General features: G+C 62.5%; 20 protein-coding genes. 19 read left to right on the top strand and 1 reads right to left on the bottom strand.

Annotation, left to right across the window (positions count from 1 at the left end):
- The first annotated feature begins 336 nt into the window (after window positions 1-336).
- From J2S71_RS01955 to rplX, 19 genes are all read left to right on the top strand, one after another.
- Entirely contained in the window at window positions 337-1,629 is a 1,293-nt protein-coding gene (locus tag J2S71_RS01955) for a VWA domain-containing protein (protein WP_307388448.1), read from the top strand.
- Complete coding sequence (locus J2S71_RS01950) at window positions 1,566-3,077, top strand: DUF5979 domain-containing protein (protein ID WP_307388446.1); 1,512 nt, start codon at window positions 1,566-1,568, stop codon at window positions 3,075-3,077. The genes J2S71_RS01955 and J2S71_RS01950 overlap by 64 nt, the downstream gene beginning before the upstream one ends.
- Window positions 3,077-3,646, top strand: a complete 570-nt coding sequence (gene lepB / locus J2S71_RS01945; RefSeq protein ID WP_307388444.1) for a signal peptidase I — start codon at window positions 3,077-3,079, stop codon at window positions 3,644-3,646. The genes J2S71_RS01950 and lepB overlap by 1 nt, the downstream gene beginning before the upstream one ends.
- A 61-nt stretch (window positions 3,647-3,707) precedes the next feature.
- Window positions 3,708-4,880: a DUF7601 domain-containing protein gene (locus J2S71_RS01940; protein WP_021727091.1), complete on the top strand. Its 1,173-nt coding sequence runs from the start codon at window positions 3,708-3,710 to the stop codon at window positions 4,878-4,880.
- Complete coding sequence (srtB, locus tag J2S71_RS01935; protein WP_021727164.1) at window positions 4,881-5,807, top strand: class B sortase; 927 nt, start codon at window positions 4,881-4,883, stop codon at window positions 5,805-5,807. It begins immediately after the preceding gene.
- A 6-nt stretch (window positions 5,808-5,813) separates the two neighbouring features.
- Window positions 5,814-6,560 carry a Spy0128 family protein gene (locus J2S71_RS01930; protein ID WP_307388441.1) on the top strand — a complete coding sequence of 249 codons (747 nt, stop codon included), beginning with the start codon at window positions 5,814-5,816 and terminating at the stop codon, window positions 6,558-6,560.
- A 488-nt stretch (window positions 6,561-7,048) separates the two neighbouring features.
- Window positions 7,049-8,776 (top strand): Ig-like domain-containing protein, encoded by a 1,728-nt coding sequence (locus J2S71_RS01925; protein WP_307388439.1) that lies wholly within the window; start codon window positions 7,049-7,051, stop codon window positions 8,774-8,776.
- Between the two features lie 602 nt (window positions 8,777-9,378).
- Window positions 9,379-9,999 carry a 50S ribosomal protein L3 gene (gene rplC, locus J2S71_RS01920; RefSeq protein WP_307388437.1) on the top strand — a complete coding sequence of 207 codons (621 nt, stop codon included), beginning with the start codon at window positions 9,379-9,381 and terminating at the stop codon, window positions 9,997-9,999.
- Window positions 10,000-10,041: 42 nt separating this feature from the next.
- The gene (rplD, locus tag J2S71_RS01915) at window positions 10,042-10,668 is read left to right on the top strand and encodes a 50S ribosomal protein L4 (protein WP_307388435.1); all 627 of its coding nucleotides are present in this window, start codon (window positions 10,042-10,044) and stop codon (window positions 10,666-10,668) included.
- Window positions 10,669-10,971 (top strand): 50S ribosomal protein L23, encoded by a 303-nt coding sequence (gene rplW, locus J2S71_RS01910; RefSeq protein WP_307388433.1) that lies wholly within the window; start codon window positions 10,669-10,671, stop codon window positions 10,969-10,971.
- 135 nt (window positions 10,972-11,106) lie between these two features.
- Window positions 11,107-11,943, top strand: a complete 837-nt coding sequence (gene rplB, locus J2S71_RS01905) for a 50S ribosomal protein L2 (RefSeq protein ID WP_021727124.1) — start codon at window positions 11,107-11,109, stop codon at window positions 11,941-11,943.
- A 26-nt stretch (window positions 11,944-11,969) separates the two neighbouring features.
- Window positions 11,970-12,230 carry a 30S ribosomal protein S19 gene (gene rpsS, locus J2S71_RS01900; protein WP_021727052.1) on the top strand — a complete coding sequence of 87 codons (261 nt, stop codon included), beginning with the start codon at window positions 11,970-11,972 and terminating at the stop codon, window positions 12,228-12,230.
- A gap of 13 nt (window positions 12,231-12,243) precedes the next feature.
- Window positions 12,244-12,606: a 50S ribosomal protein L22 gene (rplV, locus tag J2S71_RS01895; protein ID WP_307388429.1), complete on the top strand. Its 363-nt coding sequence runs from the start codon at window positions 12,244-12,246 to the stop codon at window positions 12,604-12,606.
- Between the two features lie 7 nt (window positions 12,607-12,613).
- Window positions 12,614-13,327, top strand: coding sequence for a 30S ribosomal protein S3 (gene rpsC, locus J2S71_RS01890; RefSeq protein ID WP_021727105.1), 714 nt, complete (start codon window positions 12,614-12,616; stop codon window positions 13,325-13,327).
- Complete coding sequence (gene rplP, locus J2S71_RS01885; RefSeq protein WP_021727150.1) at window positions 13,327-13,755, top strand: 50S ribosomal protein L16; 429 nt, start codon at window positions 13,327-13,329, stop codon at window positions 13,753-13,755. The genes rpsC and rplP overlap by 1 nt, the downstream gene beginning before the upstream one ends.
- On the top strand, window positions 13,756-13,971 hold the full coding sequence (rpmC, locus tag J2S71_RS01880) for a 50S ribosomal protein L29 (protein WP_021727132.1): 216 nt from the start codon (window positions 13,756-13,758) through the stop codon (window positions 13,969-13,971).
- Window positions 13,972-13,986: 15 nt separating this feature from the next.
- Window positions 13,987-14,253 carry a 30S ribosomal protein S17 gene (gene rpsQ / locus J2S71_RS01875; RefSeq protein WP_021727119.1) on the top strand — a complete coding sequence of 89 codons (267 nt, stop codon included), beginning with the start codon at window positions 13,987-13,989 and terminating at the stop codon, window positions 14,251-14,253.
- A gap of 81 nt (window positions 14,254-14,334) precedes the next feature.
- A complete protein-coding gene (gene rplN / locus J2S71_RS01870; protein ID WP_021727158.1) occupies window positions 14,335-14,703 on the top strand; it encodes a 50S ribosomal protein L14 in 369 nt (122 codons plus the stop codon).
- A gap of 13 nt (window positions 14,704-14,716) precedes the next feature.
- The gene (gene rplX / locus J2S71_RS01865; RefSeq protein ID WP_021727076.1) at window positions 14,717-15,034 is read left to right on the top strand and encodes a 50S ribosomal protein L24; all 318 of its coding nucleotides are present in this window, start codon (window positions 14,717-14,719) and stop codon (window positions 15,032-15,034) included.
- A 283-nt stretch (window positions 15,035-15,317) separates the two neighbouring features.
- Here the strand turns inward: rplX and J2S71_RS01860 are convergent, their stop codons facing one another.
- Window positions 15,318-16,136: a hypothetical protein gene (locus J2S71_RS01860; protein WP_307388424.1), complete on the bottom strand. Its 819-nt coding sequence runs from the start codon at window positions 16,134-16,136 to the stop codon at window positions 15,318-15,320.
- Window positions 16,137-16,336: the final 200 nt, after the last annotated feature.

Here is a 16,336-nt window from a genome sequence, read left to right as displayed (position 1 = left end):
CATTCTATAAACTTGACAAAAAAGTAAAGCCCATCCGGGCTGCTTGGAGTAGGTGTCCTGCGCTCTATTCAGGATTTGTTGCTGCGGAAGAGTGGAGGGGATAGCTATGTACGAAGCGAGTGCCAACGCGAACGGTTGTGAGCAAAAAAACGCAAGGTTTCGCAAAGAAATAATTGAGGTATCTGTTATGGTAATTAGAGCTGGGTGATTGAGCGGCGGAATGCAATGGCCAACCGCATATGCTCGACATTGGTTCGTGGCACGCTCTTTAAGGTTTCTAAAGTCATCTCACACGGGCGTACGGGCTAGGACGTAGCCAAACGAGAGGTTGCAGTGATGAGAAAGAGGTTTGCCAAGGTCTGGATAACTCTGACCGCGATCGTTCTCGTGGCATGCTTCGCGATGGCACGTGGTGCCACCGTGAGGACGTATGCTGAGGATGCCACGTCGGGAACAGTGACCATCACGTTTACGGCTGGCGAGGGCGGCACGCTGGATCCACAGGACGCCCTGACTCAGACATTTGCCGTTGGAGATGCCAGCGATGTGGCTGCGGTTACCGCCAGGCCCTCCGATGGCTACGCATTCGTTGACTGGACGTGCGATGGCAAGGAGGTGAGCACCGACGCTACCTTCACACCTCCCAAGAAGACGGCCGCGTATGTCGCGAACTTCAAGGCCGTGGCCGCGGATGGGACCAATGCCGACGCCAAGGGGACTGACACCGCTGACGGACGGGGTACGGTCGATGATTCCGATCCCACGAAGGGGGAGAACCTCGACCACCTCACGGGTCCCGAATCGTCCACAGGGCTTCCGGACAACTACAGTGCACCCACCGCGCCTGGCTTTGGCACCGGCAATGGCTTGCGCAACCGCCTGAACGCCCAGCTTATGAGAGGCAACTCGCCAACAGGTCCCACCATAGGGACCGACCATCCCCAGAGCCCGGGCGAGGTCATGCTCTTCAAGACGGCCACGCCAGTTCCGGGTATGGTCAACACATGGGACGTGACCCTGCGCGTGGAGGGCAAGGACTCGAGGAAGACGAGTGACATCGTCCTCGTCATCGACACCTCGGGCAGCATGCGGGACAACTATCGTATCGAGGAGGCACGGGAGGCGGCCAACAGCTTCGTCGACACGCTGCTGTCCAACGGTGGTGGCAGCAACACGCACATTGCGGTGGTCTCCTACGACTCCGTTGTCAAGACCAACCAGGAGCTGACGAATGACGCCGCCGCCCTCAAGAGGGCCATCAATGGCCTCCGCGCCAACGGCGGCACCTTTACCCAGGCGGGTATCTACCGGGCGAGGCAGCTGCTTGCCAGCTCGACGGCTGATATCAAGAACATCGTGCTGCTGTCCGACGGCGAGCCGACGTACAGCTATGGGATCCTTAGCCCAAACGACTACCTGACTGCCGTCGGCGGGCACTACGAGACCTCTACGGCGGTGCCAGAAGGACAGTTCGACCACACGTCAAGAGTGGGCAACGGTGGTACCTTGACACAGCAGTATGGCTGGTACAGAGGACGTGAGGCACGCTACATATCAAGAACATCGTGCTGCTGTCCGACGGCGAGCCGACGTACAGCTATGGGATCCTTAGCCCAAACGACTACCTGACTGCCGTCGGCGGGCACTACGAGACCTCTACGGCGGTGCCAGAAGGACAGTTCGACCACACGTCAAGAGTGGGCAACGGTGGTACCTTGACACAGCAGTATGGCTGGTACAGAGGACGTGAGGCACGCTACAACAATGGCAACAGCGCGATAGCCGAGTCTGGCTTTGCCAAGGACGACGGGTCCACCATGTGGACGATCGCCCTGGAGGCCGGCCCCAGGGGGACGGGGATCCTCCAGGACATTGCCACCCCGAATCACAGCTACACCGCAAGCCCTTCCGACCTGAGTCAGATTTATCAGGATATCGCCGGTAGGATCAATGATGCGGTGCAGGATGCATCGGTGACGGATCCCCTGGGGACGGGCTTCAGCGTCCCGGGCGGCAGCATCGCGGACATCACCGCCACGCAGGGTACGGCAAGCTACGATGCGAACGAGAAGAGGCTGCACTGGGACGACCTCGGCACGCTCACGACACCCATCGACGCGAGTCATCCCGACGTCAAGTATGCCGAGCTGCACTATCGCGTCGAGGTCGATGACAGCATATTGGATGCCAGTCCCACCGATGGCATGTATGCCACCAATGGCGACGCCAGGCTTAGCTATATCGATACGACGGGGCACCGCCAAGATTCCCCGTTCCCCATCCCTCAGGTCAATCCCACGCTGCTCGTCGTGGAGAAGAGGCTCTATGACAAGCAGGGCAACGAGGTGACGAGTGATGATCCCAGCCAGACCTATGCCATTCACGTCACCAGCAGCAACGGATATGACCAGACGTATGACCTGAGGCCCGGAGAGCGCAAGGTCATGACCAACCTGCGTCTCGAGGACACCTATACGGTTGCGGAGACCGGGTATCCGTCGGGCACGAGCGCAGGCGACTACAGCACCACCGTCACCGTGTATGGGCAGGACACCAACACCTTCGCGATTCGGCACGATGATCCTGACACGCCGGTCATCGTCTCGAATCGCGAGATACCCTCCCTGACCGTCAAGAAGGGCGTGACGGGTGATCTGTCAGACAGGACCAAGAAGTTCGACTTTGACGTGACGGTCACACGTGGCGGTGAGACCATCCTCGAGAGGACGGCATCGCTTGCGGATGGCGAGCAGGAGGGCATTGCCCCCGATGACGGGAAGGTACTGCTGCCTGGCGACCACGTCACCATCAAGGAGACCAACGCCGATGGCTATTCCGCCAGCTATACCGTTGACAATGGCACCGCGACCGATGGCACGGGCGTTGAGTCGAGCTTCTCGCTCGCGGGCGACACGACGGTGAGCTTCACGAACAGCAAGCAGGACGTGCCAATCACCGGCCTCGTTGGCTCGGTGGGCGGCTCCCATGCACCCTTGCTCATTGGGGCTGGTGCCATTCTGGCAGCCCTGAGCGTTGCTGGTACAAGGTTCCGGTTCAAGTTCAGGCGAGGGGAGTGATGCCTCGGCATGTGATGGATGCGGCCTCGCCAGCGAGGGGCGCTACCGGTGAGGCTGACGCCCCTGCGCACGAACCCTCCCTTGTCGCGGAGCTCGTGCTCCTTGTTCTCAAGGTCGCGTTTGTGCTTGGGTTCGTCGCAATGGTCTTCGTGTTCCTCTTTGGCATGGTCCAGCAGCCTGATGGGAGCATGGATCCCGCGCTTCGAGAGGGGGACCTCATCGTCTACTACCGGCTGCAGAAGGAGTATGCGGCAGGTGATGTGATCGTGGTGGACGATGGGGGCACGAAGGAGCTGAGGAGGGTCATTGCGGTTGCGGGGGACACGGTCGACTTCACGAGTGACGGGCTGGTGGTGAACGGATACCACCAGAGCGAGGACCGCATCTATGCGGAGACGCTGCCCTTCACGGCAGGGATCTCGTATCCCATAACCGTAGGCGAGGGCCAGGTGTTCGTCATGGGCGATAACCGCACCGGGTCGAAGGACAGCAGGCTGTACGGTCCGGTGGACATTGAATCGGGAACCGAAGGCAAGGTAATGACGGTTGTGAGAAGAAGGAACTTCTGACATCCGCTTACATATGGTAGGTAGGGCGCGGGAACGCGCACAAGCGAAAGGACGTGTACGTATGAGAAAGAGCAGAAGGTGGACCGCGCTGGCGCTTGTCATGGCACTTGCGGCTGCGGCATTTGGGTTTGCGAGCCCGGCGTTTGCGGCGGATGCCGCCAAGGTGCCCCAGGTACGGAAGACCCTCCAGATGAACGAGGGGTCCACGGTTACCGCCACGTTCAGCTACACCATCACGCCCAAGGCCCTAAGCACGGGCAACGGCAGCGAGCAGACCTACACCGACGGTCCGGCCGCCACCGTTGAGGACATCACGCTCAGCGATGCGACGAGTACGGCCAACAACACGGGCACGGGTGCCATCAAGTTTGGTGGCGCCACCGACGCGAGCAACTTCACGCACGCCGGCGTGTACGCCTGGACCATCAAGGAGAACCAAAGCGTCACCAATGGCCCCTCCAATGGCGAGTTCCAGTTTGATGGCCAGACCTATACGCTGATCGCGACCGTCGTGCCCAAGGACGGTGGTGGCTTCCAGTTCGGTGCCGTCGTCGTTGCCAAGGGCGATGTGGCCACGACCACCAACGACGACAAGGTTTCCGGTGACACGATCCCGTTCGACCAGAACAAGTACACCGAGAACACGAACGACCAGCCGGACAACCCCAACCCCGACAACCCCGACAACCCCGACAACCCCAACCATCCCAACACGAACCTTGTGGTCACGAAGACGGTCACGGGTGCCCAGGGCGACAAGAGCAAGCAGTTTGCGTTCACCGTCACCTTCACGGCTCCCTCTGTCCTGCCTGCCGGCAAGACGGCCGCTGACGTCCTGAACGCCATCAACCCCGTCGTCAAGGGCGGTGCCACCATCACCGATGCGGGCACGGTCGCCGCTGGCGCCACGAGCCGCACCATCACGTTCACCGCTGCCGATGCCCAGGGCGTCACCTTCGCCAATCTCCTCGTTGGCACCAAGTACGAGATCTCCGAGGCCTCCGTCGACGGCTACACGCAGTCCTATGCCGCCGTCGCCAACGGCAACAACGTCACGACGCAGCAGGGCGTGCTCGTCGGCGAGAAGACCAACACCGGCACGATGACCAACAAGTACCAGGACATCACCCCCACCGGCCTCATCGTCAACAACCTTCCCTTCGTCCTGATGGGAGCGGTTGCCGTCGCGGGCATGGTCCTCTACGGCACCGCCAAGAGGAAGCTCGAGAGGTAAATGCAGCACGCGCTATTCCGTCGGCTGGCCAAGGGGGCCATCCGGCTCACAAACTGGCTGGTCGACGGAATAGTCCTTTCCGTGCTGTTGCTCGTGGTTCTCTTTACGGCCTATTCGGTACTTGACAACAATCGCGTGGAGGATCAGGCGGGGGAGGAGACCTTTGCCTCATATCGACCCTCATCCGATGACGATCCGAGCTTTGCGGAGCTTCAGGCCATGAACCCTGATGTGGTCGGATGGCTCACGCTCTATGGCACGGGGGTCGACTACCCGCTCGTCCAAGGCAAGGATAACGAGGGGTATCTCAACACCAACCCTAAGGGTGAGTTTGCCCTCTCCGGATCCCTGTTCCTGGACTGGCGCAACGCGCGGGACTTCTCGGATGCAAGTACGGTCATCTTCGGCCACCACATGGAGAACTCCCTCATGTTTGGCGATCTTGACAAATATGGGGACGCTGACTTCTTTCAGCAGCACCGGTACGGCAACATCTACTTCAGTGGCATGGGCCATGGCGTTGAGGTGTGCGCGTATCTGCTGGTGGATGCCCACGATGAGGTGGTGTACAGCACGACTGTGGGTTCATCCCCCTCCACGGGAGAATTCCTTGCCTATCTCAAGGAACATGCGACGCAGTGGGTGGACGATGGCCTGCAGGCAAGTGACCACATGCTCGTTCTTTCGACATGTGGCTCAGGGACGAACCAACGGCATGTCGTGGTCGGTCGCATTACCGATCAGACGTATGACAATCCCTATGCTCAGCAGGCAGTCGATCGTTCGCTGTCAGACACAGGGAGGAAGGGTCTGGCTCTGTGGGCACGGATTGGCATTGGGCTGCTGATATTCTTGCTGATCGCCTGGGTTGTCGGAGCACCCTCGCGCAGGCGAGCCAAGGCCACGGACAGTGATTCGAAGGAGTAAGGCGTCATGGGCACGACAACGAGACAGCTACGCGCGCGGGACGAGGTTCTTGCGATACTTGGGACCCTTGCGTTCACGTTCATGCTTGCGCTGCACTGCGCCCCCTCCCGTGCATGGGCGGCCACCGATGCATCCTCTGAACCACGCACCATTGAGGTGACACAGAGCCTATCGAAGACTGGTGCCATTCCTGCGGGATTGGACACCTCCTTTGACTATGAGCTCAGGCGCATGGACGCGACGGCTCCCCTGCCCAGCGGCGCGCAGGGGGACACCTATGCGTTCACCATGGATGGTGACGCATCATATGAGATCACGCTCTCCGCAGGCACCGCGACGCCCACCGGCGACCTCGCGTTTTCGCGCGTTGGCGTGTATACCTACCAGCTTCGCTGTGTGACCGACGCCTCCGCGACGCCCGGCATGACGGTCGACGGAACCGTGTGGGAGATCAAGGTCGCCATAGAGAACGATGACGCGGGTGGTCTCAAGCTGGGCTGGGTGACGGTCAAGAACCTGTCCTCGGGCGATAAGCTCGATGGCGTTGCCTTCGACCACTCGTTCGTGGGCGGGGAGACGCCGCAGAGCAATCCCCCGGCAGGCCCCACGATCCTAGGCCTCAGGCTTCCCCAGACGAATGATGCGATGTGGGGGTTGATTCAGCTGAGCCTGGGCATCTGCGTCGTCGGTGCCATCGCGCTCGTGCTGGGTATATCCCGGAGACGTCGGGAGCGCGCGGCGCGTCACCAGTAACGTCCCAGACGATCGCAACAGGGTCGGTCGATAGAGGGTCGAGCAGAGCTGCTCGACCCTTTTCTTGCTCCGACGGCCACACCTATGGCATCAGTGCGGTTCCCATGAACAACTGAGAAGCAGAAAGCTGATAGCCAATTGAGGTTGATGGTTGCTTAGTGATAATTATGTCTTCCCAGCAACATCCATTGACCTGGAGTTTGATGGAACACTATGTTCTATTTCAGTAAGAGGACAGTGTCATCGAAGCTGACACAAAGCTATGGATAGGGTCTTGACTGCTAGACGTCTGCGCTTGTCCTTATATGGAGATGTGAAGGGAAGTGCAGGTGGTTCGCGTGTGTGAGCTGGGCACGGCGGATTTCGCGTCTGTTCGTGGGGAGGACTGATCCTATGCTCCGTGTCGCCACGACGGGTCATTGCGGGAGCTGGTGGCTCGCTGTCATTGACTGTGCGTTGGGCCTGTTTCCGGGAAAGGAAGAGGAAGAATGGTAAGATGGGGACTGCGCCTCCTGACGGTGCTCGTGTTTGCGCTGGGCATGGGGGTGCTCATGCCTATCCCCGCCCATGCGGCGGGCAAGGTGGTTGACACCACGATCACGAGTCTCAAGATCCAGAACCTGGAACACCAGGACGTGGATTCGGTCTTTCACACGAGCACGTTCTACCTGGCAATGGACTGGGATGCCAGTAGCCACGGCACGGACGTCCATGCGGGCGACTACTTCGACGTCACCCTGCCCGACAACATGAGGTTCCCGTCCGACACGACGGCGCGCGAATTCGACCTCACGGACACGCAGGGCAACGTCGTGGCCCATGCCACGGTCGATCCAGGTGCGGGTGACACGGGCGGCACGGTGCACGTCGTCTTCTCCGATGCGGTGGAGAACAGGTACAACGTCAAGGGCACCATGCACCTGGCCTCCCGCTTTGATGAGACCAAGGTCAAGATGGACAGCCCCAACACCTTTACGGTGACGGTCAATGGGGAGGTCTCGGGTCACTCCACGACGGCCCAGACGGGCGTCGTCGTCACCGGGTCCCAGCCGATCACGGAGGAGCACCTGGCCAAGTGGGGCGTCGACTCCACGGACAACCCCAACCAGGCAACGTGGCAGGCGCGCATCAACCTGAGCAAGTCCCCTCTGGAGAATGGCACCATCACCGACTCACTTGACGACCAGAACCAGACGTACGTTGCCGACAGCTTCTCCCTCAGGAAGGTCAACTACTCACAGTACGGTGACGTCACGGACACCCTGCAGAGCTGGACCTCCGATGAGCTCGTCGCCGATGGCATGCTGCAGATGGCGCCCGACGGAAAGTCGTTCACGTTGAGCCTTGGGGACACCAGCGACGCCTACTTCCTGCAGTACAGCACGACCTATACGCCGGGGATGACGCTGCACAACAGGATGACTCTCACGGGCGGCACCAGGACCTACACGTCCACCGCATCCCACCATCTTGCGGCCTCAGGCGGTACGGGTGACGGGGAGCATACCGGCGTCATCAGGATCACCAAGGTGGATGAGGATGGCACGACGCCGCTGGCTGGCGCTGTGTTCACGGTGACGTCTCCCGATGGGTCGACCTTCGACCTCACGACGGGCGCGGATGGCACGGTGACCTCGGGCGCCCTCAGGCAGGGCACGTACACGGTCAGGGAGAAGATCGCTCCCGCGGGCTACGAGCTGAACGACCAGGAATATACGCTCACGGTGGACGGCACCGGCGCGGCCGTGCAGACCGTCGTTGACAGGCCCATCAGGACGTCCGTTACGGTCACGAAGGCCTGGGATGACGCGAACGACCAGGATGGCATCCGTCCGGATTCCGTCTTGGTCCAGCTGTACGCCAACGGACAGCCCGTGGGCGACCCCGTCACGTTGGGTGCCGACAACCAGTGGACCCATACCTGGACGGACCTGCTCCAGAAGGAGGACGGCAGCGACATCGCCTACACCGTCCAGGAAGTGGGCACGCCCGAGGGCTACACGGCCACCGTCTCGGGCGATGCGACGACGGGCTTCACGATCACCAACGCCCATACGCCCAACGCGCCCGTTTCCCCCGCGTCGGGACGGCCGAGCGACAACCTGCCCCAGACGAGTGATGACTCCGGCCGCATCATGACCATCGCGGCCATTGCCGCCCTGGCAGCCACCGGTTGCATCGCCCTTGCGGCTCTCCTGCGCAGGCGCGAGCAGTAACGGGCACAGACAGGCACGAGCGCGGGGCTGACGTGCCGCAGGGAGGGCCCACAGGGATGTGGGCCCTCCTGCCATACGGGGCCTTCGATCTTGTGCCGCAGTGGAGCGTTTTGGGCTGAAGTGCGTGATGGGTTACGCCGAGACCCCATCCAAATGCATCCATCATGTGCGGTTATGTACCTACATGGACGCCGCTACAGCCTCCGACGGGATCCCAAGACGATGGAATCGCCCATTTTGGCCCCTTGGCCCCAAGGCCATCACGCACTTCAGCCCAAAACGCTCCAACGGCACCTCGATACGTGCATCGCGCGCCTGACGAGGCCTGGCCGCCTCACGCAGTTCCCGTGCGCCTCCCCCGCGTGCGGCCAGGGAGACGCCCGACGCCGTGGATACTCAAGCTGCAGCTAGAACGCCAAAAAAGTTGTGCGCAGAGATTGTGAACGAGCGTGCGAGCATGTACACTAAACGAGCTGCACTCAGGGGGGTCGTTCTGTGTCGAGGACATCTACCTGCGGCGTAGCAACACAGGATGTGGTCCGCTGGGGAGGGCAGAGGAGCTGTCCCACAGGTCCCATGACCACCGAAGGTAAGGAATGAGCATGGTCAGCACCATCCTTGGCCGCAAGCTCGGAATGACGCAGGTGTGGGATGAGGACGACAACGTCGTTCCCGTCACCGTCATCCAGGCTGGCCCCTGTACCGTCTCGCAGGTGAAGACGAAGGCGACCGACGGCTACGACGCCGTCCAGATCGGCTTCGGAGACATCAAGCCCAAGCATGTCAACAAGCCCGCCCAAGGTCACTTTGACGCACACGGCGTCGAGCCCATGCGCTACCTCCGCGAGGTGCGCGTTGCCCCCGGTGAGGAGTACGAGTGCGGCGACAAGGTCACGGTCGAGGACTTTGTCGACATCAAGGCCGTCGATGTCATCGGCACCTCCAAGGGCAAGGGCTTCCAGGGCACCATCAAGCGTTGGAACTTCTCTCGCGGTCCCATGACCCACGGTAGCCGCAACCAGCGCAAGCCTGGCTCCATCGGCCAGTGCGCCTACCCCGCCCGCGTCCGCAAGGGCCTGCACATGGCCGGCCACATGGGCGACAAGCGCGTCACCGTCAAGAACCTCAAGCTCGTTCGCGTCGACGCCGAGCAGAACCTCATGCTCATCAAGGGTGCCGTTCCTGGTGGCAAGAACGCCCTCGTCCAGGTCCGCATGGCCTAAGGGCCCACGTCACGTAGACCCTAGGTTACCAAGGAGAACAGCATGTCCAAGATCGAAGTAAGGAACGCGCAGGGGAAGGCGACCGACACGGTCGAGCTCTCCGACAGCGTCTTCGGCATCGAGCCGAACGTCCCGGTGATGCACCAGGTCGTCGTCGCCTATGAGGCGTCGCTGCGCCAGGGCACCCACTCCACCAAGAACCGCTCTGCCGTCTCTGGTGGCGGCGCGAAGCCCTGGCGCCAGAAGGGCACCGGCCGCGCCCGCCAGGGCACCATCCGCGCCCCGCAGTGGGCGGGCGGCGGCGTCGCCTTCGGCCCCACCCCACACCTGCACACCAAGCGCGCCAACAACAAGATGAAGAAGCTGGCCATGAGGTCCGCCCTCTCCGGCAAGGTCGCCGACGCCGAGCTCGTGCTCGTCGACGACCTCTCCTTCGAGAGGCCGTCCACCAAGCAGGCTGCCGCCGTCATCGAGGCGCTCGGGCTCGAGGGCAAGCGCGTCACCCTCGTCGTGGACGATGACGACGTCATCACCTACCTGTCCTTCCGCAACCTCCCCAAGGTCGTCGTCTATGGCACCTCCGAGGCCAACACCCGTGTCCTCCTCGACAACGGTGCGCTCGTCATGACCACCGCCGTCGCCAAGCAGCTTGAGGAGGTGCTCGCTTAAATGAACTCCCCGTACGAGGTCATCATCCGCCCGATCGTCACCGAGCGTTCCTTCGACCAGATGTCCCTGAACAAGTACAGCTTCGAGGTCGCCCGCACCGCTCCCAAGGAGGAGATCGCGGATGCCGTCGAGAGGCTCTTCGACGTCCACGTGAAGAAGGTCAACACCATGTGGGTGAAGCCCAAGACCAAGCGCGTGCGCTACGTCGCCGGCAAGACCCGAACCTGGAAGAAGGCCATCGTCACCATCGCCGACGGTGAGCAGATCGAGGTCTTCGCCAACAACCAGTCCCAGAAGGACTAGCTGGCAATCCGCCCGCAGGCCCCGTGCCTGCGGGCTTGCATGCCGCGCATGATGGATACGCGCGGTACCGTGGTAATCCGGTGTCGTCACGCAACTCCCTGGACGTGACGGCCAACGGAAGAAAGGGAGCGAGTAATGGCAGTAAGGCACCTCAAGCCCACGAGCGCTGGTCGTCGTTGGCAGACGGTCTCCGACTTTGCGGAGGTCACCACCAGCACGCCCGAGAAGTCGCTTCTCGGGCCGCTGAACAAGAAGGCCGGCCGTAACAACAATGGCCACATCACCACCCGCCACCAGGGCGGTGGCACCAAGCGCAAGTACCGCAGGATCGACTTCAAGCGCAACAAGGACGGCGTGCCCGCCAAGGTGGCCACCATCGAGTACGATCCCAACAGGTCCGCCCTCATCGCGCTTCTGCACTACGTTGACGGCGCCAAGGCCTACATCCTGGCACCCGAGGGTCTCAGGGTGGGCGACACCGTGCTCTCGGGCACCAGCGACGTCGACATCAAGCCCGGCAACGCCATGCCCCTCTCCGAGATTCCCGTGGGCACGCTCATCCACGCCGTGGAGTTCCAGCCGGGCAAGGGTGCCGCCATGGCGCGCGCAGCCGGCACCTCCATCCAGCTCATGGGCAAGGACAACGGCTACGCCGTGCTCCGCATGCCCTCCTCCGAGCTGCGTCGCGTGCTGCTCACCTGCCGCGCGACCATCGGCGAGGTCGGCAATGCCGAGCACTCCAACATCGTGATCGGCAAGGCCGGGCGCAACCGCTGGAAGGGCGTCCGCCCCACCGTCCGTGGTACGGTCATGAACCCGGTCGATCACCCGCATGGCGGCGGCGAGGGCAAGAACCACACGTCCGGCCGTCCGTCCGTCACCCCATGGGGCGTCCCCACCAAGGGCAAGAAGACGCGCGACCCCAAGAAGGCCAGCAACCACCTCATCATCCGTCGTCGTCGTTCCAAGTAGCACACGAGCCTTAGGAGATCGAAAGCATGAGCAGAAGTCTCAAGAAGGGTCCGTTCGTGGAGACTCGCCTCCTTGCGCGCGTCACTGCCATGAACGAGTCCGGCAAGAAGGAGGTCATCAAGACCTGGTCGCGTGCCTCCACCATCTTCCCCGAGATGGTGGGTCACACGATTGCCGTCCACGATGGTCGCAAGCACGTACCCGTGTACATCACCGAGTCCATGGTCGGCCACAAGCTGGGTGAGTTCTCCCAGACCCGCACCTTCCGTGGCCACAAGCAGGATTAGGGGGCACTGAGACATGGCAGACAACACCTCCTCCAACGAGGTGAGGGCCGTCGCGAGGTACGTGCGCATGGCTCCCCGCAAGGTTCGCATGGTCGTGGACATGGTTCGTGGCAAGGGCGTCGAGCAGGCGCTCGAGGCGCTACAGTTCTCCACGCGTGCCGCCGCCGAGCCCGTGGCCAAGGCCATCAACTCCGCCGTCGCCAACGCCGAGAACAACAACGGCCTGCGCGGCAGGAACCTGGTCATCAAGCGCGCCTCTGTCGACGAGGGCCCCACGCTCAAGCGCATCCGTCCGCGTGCCAAGGGTTCCGCCTCGCGCATCAACAAGCGCACGAGCCACATCACCGTCGTCGTCGCACCTGGAAAGGAGGCGTAGGGAAAGCATGGGTCAGAAGGTACAGCCTACCGGCTTCCGCCTCGGTGTCACCGAGCAGTGGCGTTCCCGTTGGTACGCCGATAAGAAGAACTATGCCAAGACGCTCGGTTCCGACCTCGAGATTCGCACGTTCCTTGAGAGGCGCCTCGCTTCCGCCGCGCTCTCCCGCGTCGAGATCGACCGCGCCGGCGACAAGCTCAGGATCACCATCTACACCGCCCGTCCGGGCATCGTGATCGGCAAGAAGGGCGCCGAGATCGACGTCCTGCGCTCCCAACTCGAGAAGCTCACCGGCGTGGAGAAGGGCCATGTGAACGTGGACGTCATCGAGGTCAAGCGCCCCGAGATCGACGCCCAGCTCGTCGCCAGGTCGATCGCCGAGCAGCTCGAGGGCCGTGTGGCCTTCCGTCGCGCCATGCGCAAGGCCGTCCAGTCCGCGCGCAAGGCGGGCGCCCTCGGCATCCGCATCCAGTGCTCCGGCCGCCTCAACGGCGCCGAGATGGGCCGTCGCGAGTGGTACCGCGAGGGCCGCGTGCCCCTGCACACCCTGCGCGCCAAGATCGGCTTTGGCGAGGCAACTGCCCGCACGACCATGGGTGCCTGTGGCGTCAAGGTGTGGATCTATGTGGGCGAGCAGCTCAAGGGACAGCCTGCGCTGCATCCCGAGCTCGAGGGCTCCAGCCGTCCCCGTCGCTCCCGCAACGAGAGGAGGGGCCGCTAATGCTAGCTCCCAAGCGTGTCCTGCACCGTAAGGTGCAGCGTGGCTCCATGAAGGGCCAGGCCAAGGGCAACACCGAGCTGCACTTTGGCCAGTGGGGCATCCAGGCCCTCGAGGCCCATTGGATCAGCAACCGTCAGATCGAGGCCGCCCGTGTCGCCATGACCCGCCAGATGAAGCGTGGCGGCAAGGTATGGATCACCATCTTCCCGGACAAGCCCGTCTCCAAGAAGCCCGCCGAGACCCGCATGGGCAAGGGCAAGGGCAACCCCGAGGAGTGGGTGGCCGTCGTCAAGCCCGGTCGCGTCATGTTCGAGATTGGCGAGATCGACGAGGCGACTGCCAGGGAGGCCCTGCGCCTGGCGCAGCACAAGCTTCCCATCAAGACCAAGATCATTACCCGCGCCGATCAGGACGTGGAGGCAAAGTAGATGAAGTACAGGGACGTCCAGGAGCTCTCCGACGAGGAGCTCGCCCAGAAGCTCGAGGATGGTCGCGCGGAGCTCTTCAACCTCCGTTTCCAGATGGCAACCAGCCAACTGGACAACACCGCACGCGTGACCATCGTCAAGCGTGACATCGCCCGCGTCCAGACCGAGATGCGTGCTCGTCAGATTGCAGCGGAGCAGTCCGCTGCTGAGAAGTAGCAGGAGAGATGAGAAATGGCAGAAACCGAAGGCAGGAACGCACGTCATGTCCGCACCGGTGAGGTCATCTCACTTTCCGGCGACAAGACCGTCACGGTGCAGGTCACGTACCGCAAGCATCACCCCAAGTACGGTAAGATGATGACCGTACGCAAGAAGCTCCACTGCCATGACGAGAGGAACGAGTGTGGCCTCGGCGACACCGTGCGCGTCATGGAGACCCGTCCCCTCTCCAAGACCAAGCGTTGGCGCGTCGAGGAGATCGTGGAGCGCGCCAAGTAACGACCCATCCATGCCCTCCCATAACGTGCGGCGCTCGCGTGGCCGCACCTCTTTGGGGGAGAGAGTTCGAAGGAAACCGCAATGATTCAGATGGAGACCATGCTCAACGTCGCTGATAACAGCGGCGCCAAGCGTGTGAAGTGCATCAAGGTCCTTGGTGGCTCCAAGCGCCGCTACGCTGGCCTGGGCGACGTCGTCATGGCGGCCGTACAGGAGGCGACTCCCGGCGGTGGCGTCAAGAGGGGCGAGATCGTCCGTTGCGTGATCGTGCGCACCGTCAAGGAGCAGCGCCGCAAGGATGGCAGCTACATCCGCTTCGACCAGAACGCCTGCGTGCTGGTCAACAAGGACGGCGAGCCCAAGGGCACGCGCATCTTCGGGCCCGTGGCCCGCGAGCTGCGCGATCGCAAGTACATGAAGATCGTCTCGCTCGCACCCGAGACGCTGTAGGGGAGTGAGCAGCATGCCTAAGATGAAGATTAAGAAGGGCGACCAGGTGGAGGTCCTCTCCGGCAAGGACAAGGGCAAGCGCGGCGAGGTCGTGCGCGCCATCCCGACCGCGGGCAAGGTCGTCGTCCGTGGCGTCGCCATGGTCAAGAAGGCCCAGAAGCCCACGCAGATGGGCGAGCAGGGTGGCATCGTCGAGAGGGAGGCCGCCATCGACGTGTCCAACGTCGCGCTGATCGACCCTAAGACCGACATGCCCACCCGCGTTGGCTATCGCTTCGACGAGAACGGCACCAAGGTTCGCTATGCCAAGAGGTCCGGCGAGGAAGTCTAGCTCCTGATCCCATAGGCGAACGTTCTGGGTGCCCCGGCTGAGACCGGGGCACCCTTTTGTGTTCTTGAGGGAACGAACTGGCCCCAAGTGCGTGCCGACATCGAGACGTAAGGCGGCCCCATCGGGAAATCGGGAGCCATCTGCCGCCTTCACGAATCTCAGCGAATCCCAATCCTGGGCTTTTGCCATCCATGGACACCGCCGACGCGTCATGAACACACAGCCGAGCACGCACTTGGGGCCATTTCGCTCCTCTGCCGCCATCGTATGGCTAAACATCACATCATGAGCGCTCGAACCCGAGCCCCTTTCGGAGACGCATCTGATGCGCCAGAGACTCCGCCGTGTCCCGCTTGAGCCTTCTCCTTAGCTTTCGGGCGACGGCACGCGCGACGGCGTCAAGTGCCTCGCGATCATGCACCGTGGTGTCGACCAGGGGATACACCTGCCAACCCGATGCACTGAGGGCCGAGAGCCTCGTCTCGTCGCGCTTGCGACGTCGCTCGACCTCACGCATGGTTCGCTTGACGTCGTCGTGCGTCATCCATGTGCCGCGCATGCTGATGCCATGCGCGGCCGTGCTGTCGTACTCAATGGACACATGAGACTGGGGCCAGCTGAGGTCACCCGCAATGGCGGGGAGCCCCATCAGCACCTCGCCTTGAGGCGAGAGCCTTATGGACGCGTTCAGGCTGGCGAGCGGCAGACCGTACCCTCCCCACCTTCGGGGGAGGCAGAGGAGCAGGGTAATCTTGGCCTCCATGGGGGAGGCGGCATAGGGTGCGACAAATGGGAGCACGCAACGCAGCAGTGGACTTCCCGGGGCACCCGGATGACGATCGAGCATGTGCGCGATGAGACGCGGCTGTGTGAGGGGTGCCTTTCTGCCCTTGAACCCCGCGCCAGTATCCCGTGTCGTCTCATCCAGGCTGTAAAGGCCGCAGAGTTCTGTTGCCAGAAGCGCAACCTTGGCTTGGGTGGCTCCGCGCGCTAGATGAAGGGGGGTGAGTTCGGGGCTGCAGACGAGCACGCCATCCGTGAGGACGTAGAGGTCCCTGCCGGAAAGCTTCCTCGTGCACAGGTGCGCCTTGATGTCAGGCACGTCGGTGCGTCCAGACCGAGAGGGGCAGAGCACATGTGTGATGCCATCGACCTCGATCGCGTGGCGCAGGTGGTGTAGCTCTCCCAGGGCACAACGGCACGCGCCTGCGGTGAGGGACGCTTGCTTCCCGGGCCATGCACGGGGGCTTAACTGGTACTGAGGATCAGGCTCTCGCTGATGTCGCTGCCAAAAGCCACAGG

The sequence above is a fragment of the Olsenella profusa DSM 13989 genome (assembly GCF_030811115.1).
Lineage (GTDB): Bacteria > Actinomycetota > Coriobacteriia > Coriobacteriales > Atopobiaceae > Olsenella_F > Olsenella_F profusa.
This window is presented reverse-complemented; position numbering and strand designations above follow the sequence as displayed.